The sequence below is a fragment of the Rhodococcus sp. KRD175 genome, assembly GCF_017168275.1.
Taxonomy (GTDB): Bacteria; Actinomycetota; Actinomycetes; order Mycobacteriales; family Mycobacteriaceae; genus Rhodococcoides; species Rhodococcoides fascians.
This window is the reverse complement of record NZ_JABFAQ010000007.1, coordinates 256,837-277,830: the sequence shown is the minus strand read 5'-3', so window position 1 is coordinate 277,830 and position 20,994 is coordinate 256,837. Positions and strand designations below refer to the sequence as shown.

The following is a 20,994-nucleotide window of genomic DNA, read 5'->3' as shown; positions in this document are numbered from 1 at the left end:
GCGTTGTCCTTCTTCAGGGCCCCTGGCGGGGGCGAGGCCCGAGCCGGGACCGTCCGTCGAAAGAACGGCCCCAGCTCGGATCATGCACTGCGAGAGCGGGATTCGCTGAGTCGAGAAGTCGACTCAGTGGATCACGCCTTACCGAAGGCGAGCGCTACGTTGTGCCCACCGAATCCGAACGAGTTGTTGATCGCGTAGTCGATCTGTCCGACGCGGGGCTCGCCCTTGACGACATCGAGATCGATTTCGGGATCCTGGTTCTCCAAATTCAGTGTGGGAGGGATGATTCCCTCTCGCACTGCCAGCACCGTCAGTACCGACTCGAGGGCACCGACGGCACCGATCGAGTGGCCCAGAGCGGATTTCGGTGCGTACACCGCTGCGTGATTTCCGACTGCCTTGTTGATCGCCAGCGCTTCGGCGGTGTCTCCGATGGGAGTTGCCGTTGCGTGTGCGTTCACGTGGGTGATGTCGGACTTCTGCAGGCCTGCGGTCTCGATGGCGCGCTGCATCGCACGCGCGGCACCCTTGCCCTCGGGGTCGGGGGCCACGAGGTGGAACCCGTCCGAGGTGATTCCGGCACCGAGCAGGCGGGCGTGGATCGTTGCGCCGCGTGCTTTGGCGTGCTCCTCGGTCTCGATGACCATGAGCGCACCCGCTTCACCGAAGACGAAGCCGTCACGATCCTTGTCGAACGGACGTGACGCACCCTTCGGGTTGTCGTTGTTGGTGCTCATCGCCCGCATCATGGAGAAGCTGGCGATCGGAACCGCGTCGATGTATCCCTCGACGCCGCCGGTGACGACCATGTCCGCGTCGCCCATCACGATCATCCGCCATGCATGCGCAATGGCTTCCGATCCCGAGGAGCAGGCGGAGACGGGCGTGATGACGCCGGCTTGTGCTTTGAGCTCGAGCCCGACGACCGCTGCTGGGCCGTTCGGCATGACCATCTGAACGGCGAGCGGGGACACCTTGCGGTAACCGCCGGCCTTCATCTTGTCGTTGGCGTCGATGAGAGAATCGCCGCCACCGAGTCCGGTACCGATCGACACGCCGAGGCGAAGGGGATCGACGTCGGGCGAGCCGGCGTTCTTCCAGACCTCGCGACCGAGCACCGTGGACAACTGCTCCACGTAGCTCAGGCGACGGATCTCGACCCGCGAGAGCAGACTCTGCGGGTTCACCGCGAGGTGTCCGCCGATCCGCACGGGCAGGTCGTACTCGGTGACGAAATCGTCTTCCAGAGTGCCGATTCCGCTTTCGCCGTTCAGCAGACCCTTCCACGTGGCATCGACGTCACCCGCGAGTGACGTGGTCGCAGCAAGGCTGGTGACGACGACACTGGGGAAGCGTCCGTTGGCGGTGGATGGGTTGGTCATGGGTCGTGTCACTCGCTCGCGGAGTCGTCGAGCTTGGCCTTGATAGCTTCTGCGGCTTCGGGGTTCTCCGCTTCGAGCTTCTGGATGTAGTTGACGGCGTCGCCGACGGTGCGCAGACCTGCGAGGTCTTCGTCGGGAATCTTCACGCCGTACTTGTCCTCGGTCTGCACTGCGATCTCGACCATGGAGAGCGAGTCGATATCGAGGTCGTCCACGAAGGACTTCTCGATGGTCACCTCGGACGGTTCGATGCCCGTGACCTCCTCGATGATCTCTGCAAGTCCGGCGATGAGGTCTTCCTGGCTGGCCACTGTTGTGGCTCCCTTCTCTTCTGTGTCGAACGCCGAAGTCATGTGCTTCGAGACGCGGTTGTGCATTTCTGCCACTCGGGGAGTGGAAGTCGATCCGCAGTACCGAGACTGCGGTGTGAAGGTGACCGAGCTATCCGAGCTCGGCCAATGCGGCGATGTCCGCCGGTGTCTTCAGGCCGAGGTTGGGCACGCCGCGCAGTTCACGCTTGGCGATACCGACCAGTGCGCCTGCCGGGGGCAGCTCCGCAAGTCCGGTGACCTGCGCGGTACGCAGGTACGCGCTGCACAGGTCCCACCGCACGGGGCGTGTGACCTGGGCAGCAAGTTTGGTGAGCGCATCGGCACCCGATGCGACCGGCTGACCGTCCGAGTTGGACAGCAAGGTGTGCGTCGGCTCGGACGGAGTGATGGCGGCTGCGGCCGCGGCGACGGTGTCGCCTGCCGATGCCATGTACTTGGTGTGGAAAGCACCCGCGACCGGGAGTGCACGAACCCGCGCCTTCTCGGGTGCGCTCTCGGCCAGTTCCGCCAACTTGGTCAGCAGACCTGCAGCAACGATCTGACCGGCAGCGTTGACGTTGGCCGGGGCGAGATCGAGTTCTTCGAGCCGGGCCAGAACTGCAGCTTCGTCGCCGCCGAGCACGGCGGACATGCCGGTCGGTTCGAGGGCACAGGCCTTGGCCATCGCAGCACCGCGCACCGCCGCCAGGGATACCGCGTCGTCGGAGGAGATCACGCCGGCAATGGCAGCAGCCGCGAGCTCGCCGACCGAGTGGCCGGCCACGATGGCGTCGTCGGGGAACAGTCCACGCGAGGCGATTTCCTCGAAGGCCAGTAGGGCCGACGCCACGACCAGTGGCTGAGTCACCGCAGTATCGGTGATTTCTTCAGCGGTGGCGGTGGTGCCGAGTCGCACGAGATCCAGGCCGGAGGCCTTGGACCACAGCGCCAACCGATCGGCCGCGCCCGGGATTTCGAGCCAAGGCAGCAGCATGCCGGGAGTCTGGGAGCCCTGACCGGGCGCAAGCAACGCAATCACAGGGTTAAGAGAACACTGTCGGGCCCCTCATCAGTGATGTCGCGCTCGATGAACTCTCGACAAGCAATTTGTGGGAACCCTACAAATTGCCTCGTGGAGACCCGCTATCGCCGGAAGGCGGTTCGGCGTTACGTGACCACTTCACCAAATGTGACTTGTGTGACATATGGGGCTGGATATGTCGGTTCGTGATGCGTTCGAGCCAACCTACCTACCGTTGCCGCGACCCGAAGGACGTACGCATCGCGCGGGTGAGTGGGATCACGACCGGTCACCTCGGCAATACGCTTGAGCCGATACCGGACGGTATTTGGATGAACAAACAGCTGCCGAGCGCAGGTTTCCACCGCACCGCCGCAGTCGAGATACGCATCGAGCGTGTCGGCCAAACCCGAACCTGCCGCGGCCAACGGAACGACGACATGATCGTTGAGAGCCGAGATAGCCGCCCCGTCGTTCAGCAACGCTCGTTCGGGCAGCAACTCGCCGGCGTGCACCGGACGCGGTGCGCCCCGCCAGCCCGCCACGGCCTGCATGCCGGCAAAGGCCTCCACCGCGCTCGAGTGCGCTGCGCCCAAGGTGCGGGTGGTGGGACCGATGACGACCGGGCCGTCGGAGAAGTTCTGCAACATGTCGTCGATGAACGCGTGATGCGCCGCGGTGTCGTCGAGCTGGCCACTGACCACCATCACCAGTCGGGTCCCCTGAACCACCGCCAACGCAGCTCGACCGTGCTTCTGAGCGACGGAGTGCACGGTGCCCACGACGGATACGCCGCGATCTTCCGGGGGAGTGCCCACCAATACCGTCGCGGGCGCAGTGGCGTCCCAATTCAACGTGGCGGCTCGGGAAAGCATGTCCGATCCCGTGTCGCCGCGGACGACGGCGTCGACGACTAGGGCTTCGAGGCGGGTGTCCCACGCCCCTCGTGACTCGGCTGCACTGGCGTACACGGACGCCGCTGCGAAACCCAGCTCGCGGCCGTACCGCAGCACTGCCTCGGTCAGCGCGACCAACTGCTGGTCGTTGCGGGCGAGCGCAGGGAGCCACTGCTCGAAGAACTCCATCGCCACCCGGACCATGTCGACGGTCTGACGCAGTGTGAGGCGTCGGGCAAGGTCTTGCGGGATCACTTGGAAGGCGTCGAGGCTGAATCGAATGTCGCTGTTCGGGTTCTTGAGCCATTCGAGAAAGTTGTCGACGGCCGTCTGGATCAGCAGCTGGACGCTGGCCCGCTGGGCGGCGTCGAGGTCGCCGAAGAACGGCAACTGGCCCTGCATCGTGGTCACTGCCTCGGTCGAGAGGCGGCCGGAGAACTGTTTGACGCGTCGCAACAGGGCGTCGGGCAGAGGGTCGCGTTTCTGGCGCGAAGGGGCCAACGAGTTGACCGGAAGGTGGACCTCGTTGTCGGTCGTGAGCGAATCACGGGTGGGGGAGTCACGGGCCGGGGAGTCACGAGCCAACGACTCACGCAACGCTTCACGGTAAGCGTCGCGCCGGGAGACATCACGCGCGGACGAACTGTCCGGTGAATCGGGTTTCGCATCGGACATAAGGAGAACCTACGCCCGACCCCCGCCCACCTCGCGCTGGACTCTCGTCGCGAGGTGGAACGGGGGTCGGCCGATCATGGCGGAGACCTACGCCGAGCCGGTATCGGCGTACGACGTCGGAGCTGCGGTGACGTCGTCGATCTTGTACTTCTCGGCAGCCTCGACGGCCTTGGACTTGTCGATCTCGCCCGATGCCGCGAGAGCGGACAGTGTGGCGACGACGATGGACTCGGCGTCGACGTTGAACACCCGTCGTGCAGCCGGGCGGGTGTCGGAGAAGCCGAAGCCGTCGGTGCCCAGGGTGACGTAGTCGCCCGGAACCCACTGGCGGATCTGATCCGGCACGGCGCGCATCCAGTCGGAGGACGCGATGACCGGGCCGTTGGCATCGGCCAGAGCCGAGGTGACGAACGGAACGCGCTTGACGGCACCCGGGTTACGCAGCGACTCCTTCTCGGCTTCGACGCCGTCGCGGCGCAGTTCGCCCCACGAGGTGACCGACCACACGGCCGAACGCACGCCCCACTCCTCGAACAGCAATTCACGTGCCTTGCGGGCCGAGACGATGCCGACGCCGGACGCGAGCAGCTGTGCCTCGGGTCCCTCGCCCTCCTGGGGTTCTGCGAACCGGTAGATGCCCTTGAGCAGCCCCTCGACGTCGAGGTTCTCGGGCTCGGCCGGCTGTACGTACGGCTCGTTGTACAGGGTGATGTAGTAGAAGACGTTCTCGCCGCCGAAGCCCTCGACACCTTCGGTTCCGCCGTACATGCGACGCAGACCGTCCTTGACGATGTGCGCGATCTCGTACGAGAACGCCGGGTCGTACGCCACGGCCGCGGGGTTGGTCGACGCCAGCAGCAGCGAGTGACCGTCGGCGTGCTGGAGACCCTCACCGGTCAGAGTGGTGCGACCTGCCGTGGCACCGAGCACGAACCCGCGGGCCATCTGGTCTGCTGCAGCCCAGAGACCGTCGCCGGTGCGCTGGAAACCGAACATCGAGTAGAAGATGTACAGCGGGATCATGACCTCGCCGTGCGTCGCGTACGAGGTACCGACCGCGGTGAACGACGACGTGGAGCCTGCCTCGTTGATGCCCTCGTGCAGGATCTGACCGACCGAGCTCTCCTTGTAGGCGAGCATCAGTTCCGAGTCGACCGAGGTGTACAGCTGGCCGTTGCGGTTGTAGATCTTCAGCGACGGGAACCACGAGTCCATACCGAACGTGCGGGCCTCGTCGGGAATGATCGGCACGATTCGGTGGCCGATCTCCTTGTCTCGCAACAGCTCCTTCATGACGCGCACGAGCGCCATGGTGGTGGCGACTTCCTGCTTGCCCGAGCCCTTGCGGAGCGTCTTGTAGGTGTCGTCGCCGGGCTGCGGCAGTGGCTTGACGTCGACGCGGCGCTCGGGGACGAATCCGCCGAGCTTGCTGCGACGATCGAGCATGTACTGGATCTCGGGAGCGTCCGCACCGGGGTGGTAGTACGGCGGCATGTACGGATCCTTCTCGAGCTCCTCGTCGGAGATCGGGATGTGCTGGAGATCGCGGAACGTCTTGAGATCGTCGAGCGTCAGCTTCTTCATCTGGTGCGTGGCATTACGGCCCTCGAAGTGCTTGCCCAGGGTGTAGCCCTTGATGGTGTGCGCCAGGATGACCGTCGGCTGGCCCTTGTGCGACATCGCAGCCGCGTAGGCGGCGTGCACCTTGCGGTAGTCGTGACCGCCGCGCTTGAGGTTCCAGATCTCGTCGTCCGAGAGATCCTTGACGAGCTCCTTCGTTCGTGGGTCGCGGCCGAAGAAGTGATCGCGGACGTAGCTGCCGTCGTTGGCCTTGTAGGTCTGAAAGTCGCCGTCGGGCGTGGTGTTCATGAGGTTCACCAGTGCGCCGTCGCGGTCCTTGTGCAGCAGCGAGTCCCACTCGCGGCCCCAGACGACCTTGATGACGTTCCAGCCGGCACCGCGGAAGAACGACTCCAGTTCCTGGATGATCTTGCCGTTACCGCGCACCGGGCCGTCGAGACGCTGCAGGTTGCAGTTGACCACGAACGTGAGGTTGTCGAGGCCTTCGGTCGCAGCCACATGTGCGAGTCCACGCGATTCCGGCTCGTCCATCTCGCCGTCGCCGAGGTACGCCCAGACGTGCTGATCGGAGGTGTCCTTGATGCCGCGGTCGTTCAAGTAGTGGTTGAAGCGCGCCTGGTAGATGGCGTTCATCGGACCGAGGCCCATCGACACCGTCGGGAACTCCCAAAAGTCCTGCATCAGCCGTGGGTGCGGGTACGACGGCAGTCCGCCGCCCTCGTTCACGTGGCTCGCTTCCTGGCGGAAGCCGTCCATGCGCTCGGCCGGGATGCGGCCTTCGAGGAACGCGCGGGCGTAGATGCCGGGGGAGGCGTGGCCCTGAATGAAGATGTGGTCGCCGCCGCCCGGGTGATCCTTGCCGCGGAAGAAGTGGTTGAAGCCGACCTCGTACAGCGCAGCCGACGACGCGTAGGTCGAGATGTGGCCACCGACGCCGACGCCCGGACGCTGTGCGCGGTGCACCATGATCGCGGCGTTCCAGCGGATCCAGGCTCGGTAGCGGCGTTCCATCGACTCGTCGCCGGGGAACCACGGCTCGTTCTCGGTGGGAATCGTGTTGACGTAGTCCGTCGATGTCAGCGACGGGAGCGCAACGCGGCGCTCGCCGGCGCGCTCGAGCAACCTGAGCATCAGGTAGCGAGCGCGGTTGGGGCCGGACCTCTCCAACAAGCCGTCGAACGATTCGATCCATTCGTTGGTCTCGTCGTTGTCGATATCGGGCAGGTACGACGCGACACCCTCACGGATGACGCGGACCCGGCCGTCCGAGCCCTTCTTGCCTGCAGACGATGTGTTCTGCCGTTCGCCGCTGTTCACTTCGGACAACGTGTGCACTCCTCAATGTGGCGGACGCTCGGTGTGGCGCCCGGTCCGGTAGCTCGCCCCTGTGACGGCGATCTACATTCCTCGTTCTCGTGATTCCTCCCCAATCCTGCCGCATCTCGTCGGTTCTGGTAGTACAGAGGTCCGATACCCACCAGTAGAAATTTATGTACGCAATTTCGGCGCGGTCAGCTTGCGCGAACGGCTTCGACCCTGTTCGCTTTGTCTACTGCACCCACAATTCAAGGAGGTCACCACCGTGGTCGCCGCGGCGGACGCTCAGAACTACGCTCAGAAACTTGGCATCACTCGCGACATGGTCGTTCAAGAGCTGGGCTGGGACGAGGACACCGACGATGATCTGCGCGCCGACGTAGAAGATGCGATCGGTGGCGAGACCCTCGACGAGGATTCCGACGAGGTGATCGATGTCGTACTGCTGTGGTGGCGCGACGGAGACGGTGACCTGGTCGATGCACTCATGGATGCCATCGGTCCGCTCTCGGACGATGGAATCGTGTGGGTCCTCAGCCCCAAGACCGGCATGTCCGGTCATGTGGAGCCCAGCGAGATTGCCGAGTCCGCTCCGACAGCCGGATTGACGCAGACCTCTGCGGCCAATCTCGGTGACTGGATCGGAAGTCGATTGGTTCAGCCCAAGACCCCTGCCAGCAAGCGGTAGGCCCATGCTCGACACAGGAAGACGGTTCTAGATGCCGATCGAGGTTGGCGCTGTTGCGCCCGACTTCACCCTCAAAGACCAGAACAACCAATTGGTCACGTTGTCGTCGTACCGGGACGTGAAGAACGTTCTGCTCGTGTTCTACCCACTGGCCTTCACCGGCACGTGCCAGGGCGAGCTGTGCCGAGTGCGCGACGAGCTACCGACATTCGAGAACGACGACACCGCGATCCTGGCGATCTCGGTGGGTCCGCCTCCGACCCACAAGATCTGGGCAGCAGAGCAGGGTTACACCTTTCCGCTGCTGTCCGACTTCTGGCCACACGGTGAAGTGGCTCAGGCGTACGGCGTGTTCAACGACAGCGCAGGATTCGCCAATCGTGGAACCTTCGTGGTCGACAAGTCCGGAATCATCAGATTCGCCGAAATGAACGGTCCCGGGGAAGCCCGAGACAGTTCATCGTGGGCCGAGGCACTCGCACAGGTGAGCTGACCTGCGGAATTGTAGTTAGACAGCAGACACGATAAATTTCTCCAAGCGTTCCGGTGGCCCGGGGATATCTCCGGGCCACCGGTACTGGGGCGTATAGCTCAGCGGTAGAGCTCTGGTTTTACACACCAGCGGTCGGGGGTTCGAACCCCTCTGCGCCCACCGAAGTTTTGCCAGTTCAGTCCGCTAGAGCGGTGGTCTCAGCGGGATCGATGAATTGCCAGTCCGCAACTGGTCCGCAGTAGAAAAACTGTTATCCGCTTGCGCCCCGTTGCGTCTATCAACTACTGCTTACCCGAACGCGGCGTCGAGCAGACTTTGCGCCCTGTCGGTCTCATCGGCGAACAGGTGCCCATACAGGTCCGCGGTCAGCTTGAGTGAGTGGTGGCCCATCCATTCCTGCACCTGCTTCGGCGGTACACCGTTGGAAAGGCAGATCGAGGCGAAGCTGTGCCGCAGTGAGTGCAGTGTCACCGCGGGGTCGATCTCCGCGAGTTTGGCCGCTGGTGCTAGTACGCGCTTGGCGAAGTTGTTCCGTCGCAACGCCGAACCGGTCCCTGTCGTGAACACGTATTCGCCTGCGTCGCGGCCCTCGCACACCTCACTCAAATGCGCTACCAGGTGAGCGGGAAGCGGAACGGTCCGCTCGCGGTGGTTCTTTGGGTCGCCCACGACGAGCCGCCCCCCCACCTCCGACACGGCGGTGTCGATCCGTAGTGTCCGACGGTCGAAGTTCACGCGGGAGATCCGCAGACCCGCGAGTTCGCCGAAGCGCAGACCGCAGCCCCCGAGGATCCGCAGCGCGAGGCCGTGCGAGCTCGCTGGTGCGTCGGGCACCGAGGTGTCGGGTTCGACGGTTCGGCCCGCTTTCATCCGCGCCGTGGTGGTGGTCGCTCGGTAATCGGCGGCGCGAACCAAACGGTCGATCTCGGCGGCGGACAGAAACACCTTGTCGCTGGCTCGCATCTTTGGCAGCGGGACGTCTTTCGCAGGATTGGATCCTAGTCGCTTCGAGCGAACCGCCATCTGGAGGATCTGGTGCAGCACCGCGTGACAGTGCCGAACCGACGACGCAGCAAGGGGCAGAGGCTTACCCGTGTCCTTGTCTTTTCGCAGCGTCGCGGCCGTCCCGTCGCTCAGCCCACCGACCCACGCCACGATCTCGTCGTGGTCGACGTTGCGCAGCTCGACAGCGCCCCACCGCGGTTCGACATGGGTACGCCACACGTAGCCGTACCCCTGAGCCGTCGCTTGAGTCTTCGACGCGTTGCCCGCGGTCCATGCCTGAGCTACTTGTCCGACCGTCGCGGCGCTTTTGGTCGGGTCGACCCAGTCGCCGCGGGTGACTGCGGCGCTCTGTTCGCTGAGCCACGTCTTAGCTTGCTTCTGAGTTCGGAACGCTTTGCTGTGTTCGCGCCCGTCACTGCCGACGTACCGCGCCAGCCACTGCAAGCCCTGACCGGCGCGAGCCGTCGGTGACCCGTCGCGGCGTTTCCACCGATCCTCCACACGCGATCCGCTGACACGCTTGGTGGGAACCGATTTTCGCATCACCAGGCGGTTTTGTGGGTCGGAGGTAAAGGAAGATGACATACAAGAACAATAGCTGACGGCTTAATATCTTGCGGACTGCACAAATTGTGATGCAAGTCACTATCTAACGGTTCGCGAATACACGGTTCAAATTCAGGAACGCACGCGGCCAGCGGGAGCTTGGGAGGCGCTGTAAGCCTTGCGACACGAGTCATTCACGCGCACAGCAGCATTCGGCAACTGTCCGATATGGGAACTTTTGCCATTGCGATCTTCGTAGCTCACTCTGTGAGTAGTTACAGGTTCTCGAACCTCGAGTGCCACCAATCAGGAATCGAAGGAGTCTCAATGGACGCAAAAGGGCTTATGACTTTGGAACGGGCCGTAGCCGAACACCTCGAACGGTTGAACATCGAGCAAGCTGCGCAGGTGCTCGGAGTGACAAAAGGATTCCTCTACCAACAGCGTTGCGCCGGAACGGGACCGCCGAGCTACAAGCTCAACAATCGCGTTTGCTACGACCGCCGAGACCTCGAGTTGTATATCGCTCGGTGCAAGGCTCAGACGCTCATCGGGGCCTGACCTTCACCACCACACACCTTCACCACCACCGAACACCACCACCACCACCAAGGGAGCGCAGCCATGGAATTCATGTAACACACCTATATTTGAAAAGGTCGGAATATGTCATCGAAAGACATTGAGCGCGAACCGATACCGCGTGAACGTCTGTATCCGTCGACAGCAACAGCCGAGGACAATCGAAGGTTTTCGGACATCGTCGACAAGTACCGCGCAGCAGAGCGCGACGCCGTGGTCGCCCAGGCCAATCGAGCCGTTGCCGAGCATCTGGTCGGCCGGATCGCACTTCACTTTCCATACGGCGACGGGCAGCTCGACGCGTGGGCCTCGGTACTCGATCGGCCCGAGGACATTCCCGCCGAAGCGTTCGAGGACGGCGGCGAGAACATCACTTTCCAGACCGCCGGAAATCGGTTCGTGGACGCAGCGGAATCGGCCGGCCGGGTCTGGCGTTCCGATCACGCACTCAGCGGCCGGCACGACGTCGATCCCCCTCTCGTTCTGTTCTTCGAACTGAGCTCAGCGACAACGCAACTGATCGACTCGACGTACCTCGACACCTTCCCCGACCTGACCGTGTTCGGTGCCGCAGTCGGCCTGCCGAGGACCGAACTCACGCGACATTTCCATGCCGCAGGGCTCAACCTCGACGACTTCGAGCCATGGTTACCAGCGGTCGAGTGGACGGCCGAAATCTGCGCCGCGCTAACCAGCGCCGCGATGACGAGCGCCGCGCTGACCAGCGAAGCAACATTGCCGACTATCGAGGACGTTGCCATGCCGACCGATACCGCGCCTGACAGCTATGCAGAGCATGAACGCAACGTCCCGCTGGACCTCAAGCGGTTGCGCACGGAGGAACGCCTACCTGTCCAATACCTCGAGCCGGGGGTTATTCCGTGCGGTCGATACATCGGTGTCTCCGGCGAAGCGGGAGCGGGAAAGTCATTGCTCGCGCGAGACCTCGCGGTGAGCTGGTCACTGGGACGCTCGACGTTCGATCCGGCGCACACATTCGACCCGGTGCGCGTGGTCTACCTCGACGCCGAGAACGGCCCCGAATGGTGGGCCGACGGGCTCGACACGATGAACGCGCCGCTCGACCTGCCGAACCTGCGCGTCATCACCTACCCCGATCTCGACGGCGGTCTCGACACCCCTCGCGGCGCGCGTTTGTTCCTTGAGTTGATCGAAGCACTAGGCGAGATCGATGTACTAGTCCTCGACACCGCGTCACGTTTCATCGCAGGCAGTGAGAACGACAGCGACACATGGCACGCGCTCTATCGGCGGTCGATCCTTCCGCTTCGTCGCGCCGGTATTGAAGTGGTTCGGCTGGATCATCTCGGAAAGAATGCCGAGCTCGGTGCGCGTGGTTCGTCGGCGAAGATGTCGGACCTGGACGCGCACTACATTCTGACCGCTAGTGCCAAGGGATCGAACTCGCTCACACTCAAACTCGACAAGCGCCGGCAGGCCGATTACGCCGAGTCCGTCCGGATAAAACGCCGAGACAATCCACTCACGCACACGCGGATACCGGAGGGAAAGTTCAAGCTCTCGACGAGCGACGGCCGCGAAGTGCCCGCAAACGAGAAGGTGGCGGCGCTGGTCGCCGAACTCGATCGACTGCACATCGCAGCAAGTCTTAGTCGCCGAGTTCAGCAATCGAACTACATCGAGAAGGCCGGAATTGTGAAGGCCGGAACGGATACCTGGGCCGCTGCGGTGAAGTTCCGTAGCGAGCGAATCGACCGCGAGGCCGAGCTGTGAAAACACGGTATGTCAGCTTTAACGAAACCTCTGGTCATAGGCCAAAGAGTGGTCCGGGACCACCGCACTCTCAGGACCACTCTCAGGACCACTTCTTGGTCGGGGACCAAGACCATCCGAAATCCACGAACTCGCTGGTCAGCTGGTCCCGGCCCTGCTGAGGACCACTCAGGACCATTCGGTTGCGGTCTGGTCCCGGACCACCACCCCCCTAACGAAGTGGGGGTGGGGGGCAGCCCCGAAGTAATTCACCAATATTCCAAACGATGGAACCCGGGTCGAGCGATCCGAGGACAACCCGAAAATACGGAGGACCGAACACATGACGACCAACGAACAGGGAAGCGGAATCGACTCGAGCAACTGGGACCAGAGTCTCGGCGGCTTCGAGGCGCGCGAGGCTTACGAGATCGTCGGTAATACCGACGCCCACGCACACCGGGAACGCGTAGCGCAGAGCGATGCTCAGGCCGCGCGTCGTCGAGCCGAGTACGACAGGGAGCGCGCCAGCGGTATTGGGGTGTCGCCTACGCTCGACAACGCGCTAGGAAAGCGACTGACCGACGGCCCATTGGCCGGCATCAAGCGCAACGCCGCCGGGGCGAAGAAAGTCGAGCATCGTCTCGACGAAGAGTTCGAGTACTTGATGGGACTCGAGGCCGGTCAGCGCGACAGTGAGCTGTTGGCAGCAGCGTGGGACGCAGCGCAGGCGAAAGCGAAGGTCCCGTCGATTTTGCTGGCGGCGCAAGAGTTCGACCGCTCGACGGTCCCGACCACGCATCCGCTTGCGCACCGATCGCAGTTGCTTGAGCAAATGCGTGGACATTGGGCATTTGCGAACCGTGAGGCGGTACTAGCGGAGCGGGTCGAACTTGAGCAGGTTCTCGGCGAGGAGTCGACGTCGATCCTCGATGAATCGGTGCGCGTGTATAGGACTTTGGTGGATGCGACCGGCGAGGTCGACAACGCGGAGGCCGTCATCACCGACGGCCGACACAACGTGCTCGACGCTTTCAAGAAGTGGCCGAAGCTGGTGGAACGCTGGCGGCAGGTCCAGTGCGCGCGGCAGTGGCTTGCTCTGGTCGAGAACAACGGTTTCGATGAGAAGCATCCCGAGTCTTTGATCCGGACCGACGCTCAGATGATCGAGAAGGACGTTTGGAGCTCACAGTTCGTCGATCAGACCGGCGTCCAGGTCGCTCACGTCGACAGCCCCGTCGCGGCCTTGCAGTGGTACGCAGAGCACACTGCGAAGGTGGACGTATGAGCGAGCAGCACGACGGAATCGAAGTCCGCGGTATGTCGAAGTACCTCAAGGATCGGCCGAACGCGCTGCAGATGATGCAGGGGAAGCAGCGGGAGGCGAACGCGGAACGCGAGACACCGGCACCGGCACCGGTCACCGAGATCGCATCGGAACGCGGTAAGGCGCTCACTCGGATCGCTCGCGACACCGAGGCGCGCCGAGCGCATTACGCGGCCGAGAAGGCCGAGCGAGACCGGCTTGAGGCCGCGCGAGAGCGGTCACGCGTACAGCGAGCCAAGGACGCCCTCGAGCACCGAACCGAGATCGTCGACCCGACGGCCCGCGGTATGGCTCGATACGCGGGGGCAGACAGCCTGAGCTAGCCACTGATACCACCAGGAAGCTCAAAGCGCCACAGGCTCATCGGCTTTGGTCGGTGGGCCTGTGCGACGCGTGGATGGACTCATCAGTCCTATCGCCTGTTCTCGGTGAAGCCTAAACGCGTTTTCTGAGCTTCAACGAAAGCACCACGCCGCGAGGAGCGAGTACGTGCCCTCGCTTCGACGAAAGCGGCTAAGGTCGATCCATGGCTCGCCTGACTCTTCCGCAGCTCGAACGGCATCTTTTCTCAGCAGCCGATGTTCTACGCGGCTCCATGGAGGCGTCCGCCTACAAGGAATACATCTTTGGAATGCTGTTCCTCAAGTACGCATCGGACCAGTTCGAAGCCGAACGCGACAAGGTCATTGCCGACCAGCTCGCCAAGGGCCGCGACCAAACCGAAGCCGAGAAACGGGCCGAGAACTCCGCGTTCTACGACACATTTTACGTTCCAGAACGTGCCCGCTGGCCCCATCTGCGCGATCACGCGCACAGGCAGGTCGGCGATGAGCTGAACAAAGCCTTGCAGGCACTTGAAGAACGCAACTCGGCGCTCGACGGGGTCTTGCAGCATATCGACTTCACCCGCAAAGTCGGTCAAGCTTCGATGTCGGACAAGAAGCTGCGTGAGCTGATCATGCACTTCAACAAAGAGCCGCTGCGTCGAGACCGCTTCGAGTTCCCCGACCTCCTGGGAGCAGCCTACGAATACCTGATCAGCGATTTCGCCGACTCCGCGGGAAAAAAGGGCGGCGAGTTCTACACGCCCCGTTCCGTTGTGCGGCTCATGGTGCAGATCGCAGACCCCCGGGAAGGTATGAGCGTCTACGACCCCTGCACAGGGTCCGGCGGAATGCTGATCCTGTCCAAGGACTACGTCGAAGAAAGCGGCGGCAACAGCCGCAACCTCGCACTAGCCGGCCAGGAAAAAGATGGCAGCGTCTGGGCAATCTCCAAGATGAACATGCTGCTCCACGGCATCCCTGACGCCGATCTGCGTAACAACGACGACGGGACGCTCGAAGACCCCGCCCACATCCAGGGCGGCGAGTTGATGCGCTTCGATCGCGTCCTCACCAACCCACCATTCTCACTGAACTACAGCAAGAACGCCATCCCGTTCCCCGAACGTTTCCGTTACGGCTACACCCCCGAGTCCGGCAAAAAGGCCGACCTCATGTTCGTTCAGCACATGCTGGCTGTCACCCGAACTGACGGAATGGTCGCCACGGTTATGCCGCATGGGGTCCTGTTCCGTGGCGGCGACGAGGGACGAATCCGGTCCGGTCTCCTCGACGACGACACCATCGAAGCCGTCATCGGCCTCGGCCCATCACTGTTCTACGGCACCGGCATTCCTGCGTGCATTTTGATCTTGCGGCACAAAGGCGCAAAGCCTGCCGAGCGTGAGGGCAAGGTGCTGTTCATCAACGCTGACCGCGCCTACCGCGAAGGCCGCGCCCAGAACTTCATCGAACCCGAACACATCGAGAAGATCGTCTCGGCGTACCGCGAATTTGGCGACATCCCGGCCTTCGCCAAGATCGTGAGCCGCAAAGAACTAGCCGAGAACGACGACAACCTCAACATCCGCCGCTACGTCGACACCACCCCACCACCGGACCCGCAGGACGTGCGCGCACATCTGCACGGCGGTATCCCCAAGGCTGAGGTGGAGGCCAAGTCGGAGCTGTTCACCACCCACGGATTGAGCATCAGCGACCTTCTCGTTGAGCGTGACGCCGACTATCTGCAATTCGTGTCTAGTGTCACCGCCAAACTCGAGCTCAAGGAACTGGTCGGGACCAACACTGGGGTCATTCACGCCGAAACTGCTATCACCGAGGTGATCGAATGCTGGTGGACTGCAGAGCAAGTCCGATTTACGCGGCTACAGACCACGGCTGACCTGATCGACCTACGCAAACAACTGGTCGCCACCTTTCAGACAGCACTGGCACCGATCGGTATGCTCGACCGCTTCGTGGTCAGCGGCATCATCGCCAGCTGGTGGGGCGACAATCAACCCGACCTTAAAACCCTCGCCACCATCGGGTTCACCGGCCTAATCGAAGCATGGGTCTCAACCGTGCTCGACGCCTTGAACGAAGAAAAGTCCAAAGTCGACCCCCTGGACCATAAAGTAGCGCGCGCGTTGCTGCCTGAGTATCTCGACAGCTTGGCGGCCCGTGCTGCCAACGTTGCAGAACTCGACTCGACGATCAAGGCCGCCACCTCCAAACCCGACGAAGAAGACGCCGACGACGCAGAACCGCAGCTATCGCCCGTTGAACTCAGGAACCTCAAGACGCAGCTGACAACAGCCAGGAAGCAACTCAAGTCCGACGCAGCCGCGTTTGCAGAAAAGCTCAGTGCTGCAAGCAACACGCTCGACGACACCAGCGCCCAAACACTCGTCCTTAATCTCTTCCAAAAAGATCTTATGATCGTTGCAGACCAGCGGATAACTCGACACCGCCGATCTGTAATCGACGCATTCGAGACATGGTGGGACAAATATCAGGTGACCCTCGCAAGCCTTGAGGGGGAGCGCGACGCCGCAGCCGAAAAACTCGCTGGCTTTTTTAAGGAACTTGGCTATGAGTGATTGGCGCACGACTACGCTTGGTGAGATCGCGGACGTTCTTGATTCGCGACGTCGTCCTATCAATTCTGACGAGCGAAGAATGCGGCTCGGGCAAGTCCCCTACTATGGAGCCAACGGCCAACAAGGTTGGATCGACGAGCCGCTTTTCGACGAGCCACTCATTTTACTGGCAGAGGACGGAGGCAATTTCGATGAATTTGCGACTAGGCCGATCGCCTATCGTATCTCTGGCCAATCCTGGGTGAATAATCATGCTCATATAATCCGCGCCAAAGAGGGGATCGATCAAAGTTTCTTGTTTTGGAGTCTTGTGCACCGCGATATACGTCGTTTCATTTCGGGTGGGACACGTACCAAACTTACCCAAGCTGAGATGCGCTCGATAGAGCTGGCAATTCCGTCTTCACGTGAGCAGTGTCGAATTGCCGAGATTCTGGACACCTTGGAGGACCAGATTCGCGCCACTGAGAAGATCATCGACAAACTTCGGGTAGTAGGGAGCGGCCTCGCGGGGGATTTGCTAACTAGTGGCATCAGCGCCGACGGCGAACTTCGGAGTATTTCTACTCATCGTCATGAGTTCATCGATTCCCCGCTCGGACGCGTGCCAGCGAGTTGGAGTGTTGTTGAGGTTAGAGCGATGCTGTCAGTTCGGCTAGGCTTTGCGTTTCGCAGCGACGACTATCAGGACAATGGAATACTTAATTTCCGAGTCTCGAACATAGGGCGACCATTGGAAGACCTGGGTGAAACGCGCAATTTGCCCGACGAGTTCTGGAATAGATTTCCCAAACAGCGACTTTTAGGGGGAGAGATAGTAGTCGTAATGGTGGGAGCGACGACCGGCAGTCTCGGGCGCGTTCCGGCGGCGATCTGTCCTGCATTGCAGAACCAGAACATGTGGAACCTTGTCCCTCAACAGGGTATAGATATTGATTTCCTATGGTGCGTGCTTCCAGATGTTATCCGGAGACACATGGATCAATCGCAGGGCAGCGCGCGCGATTTTCTTACACAAAAAGACTTCCTACGGACTATGTGCATAAGGCCACCGCTATCCGAGCAGACGGCTATCACACAAAAAATCTCGGCTCATCAAAATCGCCTTGCCAGAGAAACGGCCGAAGTGGCGAAGCTTCGATCCATGAAGCGAGGCCTCATGTCCGATCTTCTGAATACCCGCGTTCGTGTGGCAGTGGACACTGCATCGTGAGCCTCGGCCCGGAATTTACAGAATCTGAAAAACCGCTGCTCGATCAGTTGGTTGGTCTTGGTTGGTCGTACAACGAGGGGTCGAAGTCGGATCCGGCCGTGAGTGGTCGTGAGTCGTTTCGTAGTTCGCTAATCGAAAGCCGCCTGCGGAAGGTTCTGCAAGAGATCAACCTCGGCCCCGATGGTCAGTCTTGGCTCGACAACTCACGGTTGTCCGAGGCTAGTTCCGCACTGACACGCACGGAAACCGGCAAGCTGATAGAAATCAACGAGCGCCTGACTCAGCGCCTCCTTGAAGGCGTGTCCGTCGCAGGGCTCCCAGAGTGGGATCAAGGCCGCAGCCAAAGAATCAAATTCATCGACTTCGATCATCCGGAGCGCAACGACTTCCTGGCGGTCAATCAGTTCCGCGTCGATGAGCCGGGCGGTCAATCCAAGAAGTTCGTGGTCCCTGATGTGGTGCTTTTCGTCAACGGCATCCCACTGGTGGTGATTGAGTGCAAAAGTCCGTACGTCACCGATCCTATGTCCTCAGGAATCGATCAATTGCGGCGCTACGCAAATCAGCGCGGCCTCGGCACACCAGAGGGTAGTGAGCAGCTGTTTTGGACGAACCAGTTCGTCGTGTCGACATACGGAGACAAGGCTCGTGTCGGGACGTTCACCTCTGGGCCTGAGCACTTCCTTGAATGGAAGGACGCCGCCCCGCTGAGTCGTGACCAGTTAGCCGCTAATCTAGGAAAACCTGCTGGCGAGTTAACCGGTCAAGAACTGCTCGTTGCTGGGATGTTGACTCCCGCAAACCTTCTGGACATCATTCGTCACTACACACTGTTTCAAGAGGCAGGTGGCCGACGCATAAAGATCGTTGCCCGCTATCAGCAGTACCGCGCCGTCCTCAAAGCGGTCAACCGCCTGCAAACCGGCGAAACTCGTAAGATCGATGGTGAGCACGATCGTCGCGGCGGCCTTGTGTGGCATACCCAAGGTTCGGGCAAGTCCTTGACAATGGTGTTCTTGGTGCGTGCCATGCGCTCCGACCCCGTCCTGCGTGCGTTCAAGGTCGTGATCATCACGGACCGGACCGACCTGGAGAAGCAACTGGCTGCGACAGCGACGATGTCCGGCGAAACTGTGCAACGTGTCCGGAAGTCGGCCAAGCTCCGAACGATGTTGGCTGAGCACGGGCCGGCACTTGTGTTCGCAATGATTCACAAGTACCGCGATCAGGACTTGAAGAGTTCGATGGTTCAGGGCATGGACGGTGACGAAAGTGTCGAGTCGTTCGGCGTGCTCAATACCGATGAGTCCGTCCTCATCATGGTTGATGAGGCGCACCGTTCGCAGACGTCGACCCTGCACGCGAACCTGATGGCTGCCCTGCCGAATGCCGCCAAAATCGGGTTCACTGGAACACCGATCATGCGTGAGGGAAAAAAGCGTACTGAGTCAATCTTCGGCGACTTCATCGACAAGTACACGATTCGGCAGGCTGAGGAAGATGGCGCTGTTGTGCCGATCTTCTACGAGGGGCGGACGGCTAAGGGTGCGGTGGCCGGTGGTAGCGACCTGGATGAGCTATTTGAGGACATGTTCGCCGAGCACACCGACGCCGAGATCGAAAAGCTGAAAACCCGCTACGCCACCGCCGGGTCGGTTCTCGAAGCGCCCAACTTGATTGCGGCCAAGGCAAAATCCATGCTGTGGCATTATGTTTCGACGGTGATGCCCAACGGCTTCAAAGCGCAAGTCACTGCAGCAAGCCGTCTGGCGACGACACGCTACCGCGAAGCGTTGATAATTGCCCGAGATGAGTTGGTGGCTCACATCGAGGCGCTACCCCCTCATCTGCATGCCGACTATGACGGTGATGCAGTCGATATCGACAGTCTGGACCGCAAAACGCAGGCGCTCGTGCGTGCGGCTCCCCAAATTGAGCTGCTGAAGGCGTTGGAATTCGTCCCCGTGATTTCGGGCAGCCACAACGATGATCCGACCTGGGCACAGTGGACCGACAAGTCACGTCAGGACGCCTCGATCGAACAGTTCAAAAAGAAGCTCGGGCCGCTGGGTGATAGGACCAGCCCGGTGGCCTTCCTAATTGTGCGCACGATGTTGCTGACCGGGTTCGACGCGCCAGTCGAGCAAGTGCTCTACCTGGACCGATCGATCCAAGACGCTGAACTGTTGCAAGCCATTGCTCGGGTCAATCGGACTGTCACCGGCAAAAGTGCTGGACTGCTGGTCGACTACTTCGGCGTCGGTGCACACCTGCAAAAGGCCCTCAAAGCGTACGCGCCCGAAGACGCCGATGACGCGATCGGCGCATTGACTTCGATCAAAGACGAACTGCCCAAGCTGCGTGACCGCCACGCACGAGTGATCGCCGTCTTCGCCCAAGCTGGTATCGATACCTTCGACACGGCCGAGGACGTTGAGGCTTGTGTGCAGGTGTTGGCCGATGAAGCTCTCCGCGCCCGTTTCGGAGTGCTGCTGAAGCAGTTCCTTTCCACCATGGATACCGTCATGCCGCGCCCTGAGGCGCTGCCGTTTGTGCGGGACGCCAAACGTCTCGGGATTATTTCGCTAGCTGCAAAGCGACGCTACCGCGACGAAGGGCTCGGCGACTTCGACAGTTCCTTGTACGGGGAAAAGGTCCGCAAATTGATCGACGAGCATGTCACTGCCCTCGACATAGCCACCAAAATCCCGCCGGTGTCGATCACCGACCCTGACTTCTTGGCCAAGGTCCAAGGTCTGACTTCCGATAAAGCCAAGGCGTCGGAGATGGAGCATGCGCTCCGCTTTCATATTCGCAAGAACTTCGACGAAGATCCGGCTCGCTACGCCAAGTTGTCCGAACGGCTCGACGAGATCCTGAAGACTTTGACCGACAAGTGGGATCAGCTCGCGTTGGCATTGACCGAATTGCTTGGGGATGCGAAGGGTGATGACAGCGGCAGCGCAGTACACGAAGATCCACTGGTCGCACGATTTTACGGACTGCTGGAAGCCGAATTTTCCGCTAACTCAGCCTTGTCCGAGCGTATTCGCGTCGATATCGTCCACCTGGCGCAGGAGATCGTGCTCGAAGTCGAGATGCACGCCAGTATCGTGAGGTTCTGGCAAAATTCACATAAGCAAGACTTTCTGCGGAGGCAGCTGATCCACAGCCTGGACGAACGCGACCTCTTCCCGTTCGACGAGCAGGGTCCGCTGGCCGATAGGTTGATGGAACTTGCGAAAGCAAACCAGTCCTTGATTGCTGCGAGAAGGCGATGACTTCGTGACTGCG

Annotated in this window: 15 protein-coding genes and 1 tRNA gene; 10 read left to right on the top strand and 6 right to left on the bottom strand. The window is 61.4% G+C overall.

Annotation, left to right across the window (positions count from 1 at the left end; all coding sequences use genetic code 11):
- Nucleotides 1-131 precede the first annotated feature (131 nt).
- From J1M81_RS13525 to aceE, 5 genes are all read right to left on the bottom strand, one after another.
- Nucleotides 132-1,382 (bottom strand): KasA/KasB family beta-ketoacyl-ACP synthase, encoded by a 1,251-nt coding sequence (locus tag J1M81_RS13525; RefSeq protein ID WP_027497449.1) that lies wholly within the window; start codon nt 1,380-1,382, stop codon nt 132-134.
- Between the two features lie 8 nt (nt 1,383-1,390).
- On the bottom strand, nt 1,391-1,735 hold the full coding sequence (gene acpM, locus J1M81_RS13520) for a meromycolate extension acyl carrier protein AcpM (protein WP_045841363.1): 345 nt from the start codon (nt 1,733-1,735) through the stop codon (nt 1,391-1,393).
- Between the two features lie 88 nt (nt 1,736-1,823).
- The gene (locus tag J1M81_RS13515; RefSeq protein WP_032370259.1) at nt 1,824-2,732 is read right to left on the bottom strand and encodes an ACP S-malonyltransferase; all 909 of its coding nucleotides are present in this window, start codon (nt 2,730-2,732) and stop codon (nt 1,824-1,826) included.
- 128 nt (nt 2,733-2,860) lie between these two features.
- Nucleotides 2,861-4,285, bottom strand: a complete 1,425-nt coding sequence (locus J1M81_RS13510; protein WP_228139233.1) for a CdaR family transcriptional regulator — start codon at nt 4,283-4,285, stop codon at nt 2,861-2,863.
- A gap of 87 nt (nt 4,286-4,372) precedes the next feature.
- On the bottom strand, nt 4,373-7,192 hold the full coding sequence (gene aceE, locus J1M81_RS13505) for a pyruvate dehydrogenase (acetyl-transferring), homodimeric type (protein WP_206498196.1): 2,820 nt from the start codon (nt 7,190-7,192) through the stop codon (nt 4,373-4,375).
- A 256-nt stretch (nt 7,193-7,448) separates the two neighbouring features.
- Here aceE and J1M81_RS13500 point away from each other — a divergent pair, with 256 nt between their 5' ends.
- The 3 genes from J1M81_RS13500 (at nt 7,449) to J1M81_RS13490 (ending at nt 8,523) form a co-directional block, all read left to right on the top strand.
- Nucleotides 7,449-7,871 (top strand): DUF3052 domain-containing protein, encoded by a 423-nt coding sequence (locus J1M81_RS13500; RefSeq protein ID WP_027497444.1) that lies wholly within the window; start codon nt 7,449-7,451, stop codon nt 7,869-7,871.
- Nucleotides 7,872-7,902: 31 nt separating this feature from the next.
- On the top strand, nt 7,903-8,364 hold the full coding sequence (locus tag J1M81_RS13495) for a peroxiredoxin (RefSeq protein WP_027497443.1): 462 nt from the start codon (nt 7,903-7,905) through the stop codon (nt 8,362-8,364).
- 87 nt (nt 8,365-8,451) lie between these two features.
- Nucleotides 8,452-8,523: transfer RNA gene (locus J1M81_RS13490), tRNA-Val, on the top strand.
- Nucleotides 8,524-8,652: 129 nt separating this feature from the next.
- On the opposite strand, the gene J1M81_RS13485 is transcribed toward J1M81_RS13490, so the two are convergent.
- The gene (locus tag J1M81_RS13485) at nt 8,653-9,954 is read right to left on the bottom strand and encodes a site-specific integrase (protein WP_206498194.1); all 1,302 of its coding nucleotides are present in this window, start codon (nt 9,952-9,954) and stop codon (nt 8,653-8,655) included.
- 288 nt (nt 9,955-10,242) lie between these two features.
- Between J1M81_RS13485 and J1M81_RS13480 the strand changes: the two genes are divergently transcribed.
- The 7 genes from J1M81_RS13480 to J1M81_RS13450 all read left to right on the top strand — a co-directional run bounded on the left by J1M81_RS13480 (nt 10,243) and on the right by J1M81_RS13450 (nt 20,981).
- Nucleotides 10,243-10,476 (top strand): helix-turn-helix domain-containing protein, encoded by a 234-nt coding sequence (locus J1M81_RS13480; RefSeq protein WP_206498193.1) that lies wholly within the window; start codon nt 10,243-10,245, stop codon nt 10,474-10,476.
- 105 nt (nt 10,477-10,581) lie between these two features.
- Nucleotides 10,582-12,252 carry an AAA family ATPase gene (locus J1M81_RS13475; RefSeq protein WP_206498192.1) on the top strand — a complete coding sequence of 557 codons (1,671 nt, stop codon included), beginning with the start codon at nt 10,582-10,584 and terminating at the stop codon, nt 12,250-12,252.
- Between the two features lie 322 nt (nt 12,253-12,574).
- Complete coding sequence (locus tag J1M81_RS13470) at nt 12,575-13,519, top strand: hypothetical protein (RefSeq protein WP_206498190.1); 945 nt, start codon at nt 12,575-12,577, stop codon at nt 13,517-13,519.
- Nucleotides 13,516-13,881 (top strand): hypothetical protein, encoded by a 366-nt coding sequence (locus tag J1M81_RS13465; protein ID WP_206498189.1) that lies wholly within the window; start codon nt 13,516-13,518, stop codon nt 13,879-13,881. The genes J1M81_RS13470 and J1M81_RS13465 overlap by 4 nt, the downstream gene beginning before the upstream one ends.
- 203 nt (nt 13,882-14,084) lie before the next feature.
- A complete protein-coding gene (locus tag J1M81_RS13460; RefSeq protein ID WP_206498188.1) occupies nt 14,085-16,487 on the top strand; it encodes a class I SAM-dependent DNA methyltransferase in 2,403 nt (800 codons plus the stop codon).
- On the top strand, nt 16,480-17,700 hold the full coding sequence (locus J1M81_RS13455) for a restriction endonuclease subunit S (RefSeq protein ID WP_206498187.1): 1,221 nt from the start codon (nt 16,480-16,482) through the stop codon (nt 17,698-17,700). Before J1M81_RS13460 ends, J1M81_RS13455 begins: the two co-directional genes overlap by 8 nt.
- Nucleotides 17,697-20,981, top strand: coding sequence for a type I restriction endonuclease subunit R (locus J1M81_RS13450; RefSeq protein WP_206498186.1), 3,285 nt, complete (start codon nt 17,697-17,699; stop codon nt 20,979-20,981). The genes J1M81_RS13455 and J1M81_RS13450 overlap by 4 nt, the downstream gene beginning before the upstream one ends.
- Nucleotides 20,982-20,994 lie beyond the last annotated feature (13 nt).

Excerpts from the sequence above, each read along its gene's own strand:
- acpM (WP_045841363.1), bottom strand. The coding sequence starts at position 1,735 with ATGACTTCGGCGTTCGACACAGAAGAGAAGGGAGCCACAACAGTGGCC.
- J1M81_RS13485 (WP_206498194.1), bottom strand. The coding sequence starts at position 9,954 with ATGTCATCTTCCTTTACCTCCGACCCACAAAACCGCCTGGTGATGCGA.
- J1M81_RS13460 (WP_206498188.1), top strand. The coding sequence starts at position 14,085 with ATGGCTCGCCTGACTCTTCCGCAGCTCGAACGGCATCTTTTCTCAGCA.
- J1M81_RS13510 (WP_228139233.1), bottom strand. The coding sequence starts at position 4,285 with ATGTCCGATGCGAAACCCGATTCACCGGACAGTTCGTCCGCGCGTGAT.
- J1M81_RS13475 (WP_206498192.1), top strand. The coding sequence starts at position 10,582 with ATGTCATCGAAAGACATTGAGCGCGAACCGATACCGCGTGAACGTCTG.
- J1M81_RS13480 (WP_206498193.1), top strand. The coding sequence starts at position 10,243 with ATGGACGCAAAAGGGCTTATGACTTTGGAACGGGCCGTAGCCGAACAC.
- J1M81_RS13455 (WP_206498187.1), top strand. The coding sequence starts at position 16,480 with ATGAGTGATTGGCGCACGACTACGCTTGGTGAGATCGCGGACGTTCTT.
- J1M81_RS13465 (WP_206498189.1), top strand. The coding sequence starts at position 13,516 with ATGAGCGAGCAGCACGACGGAATCGAAGTCCGCGGTATGTCGAAGTAC.
- J1M81_RS13495 (WP_027497443.1), top strand. The coding sequence starts at position 7,903 with ATGCCGATCGAGGTTGGCGCTGTTGCGCCCGACTTCACCCTCAAAGAC.
- J1M81_RS13525 (WP_027497449.1), bottom strand. The coding sequence starts at position 1,382 with ATGACCAACCCATCCACCGCCAACGGACGCTTCCCCAGTGTCGTCGTC.
- J1M81_RS13470 (WP_206498190.1), top strand. The coding sequence starts at position 12,575 with ATGACGACCAACGAACAGGGAAGCGGAATCGACTCGAGCAACTGGGAC.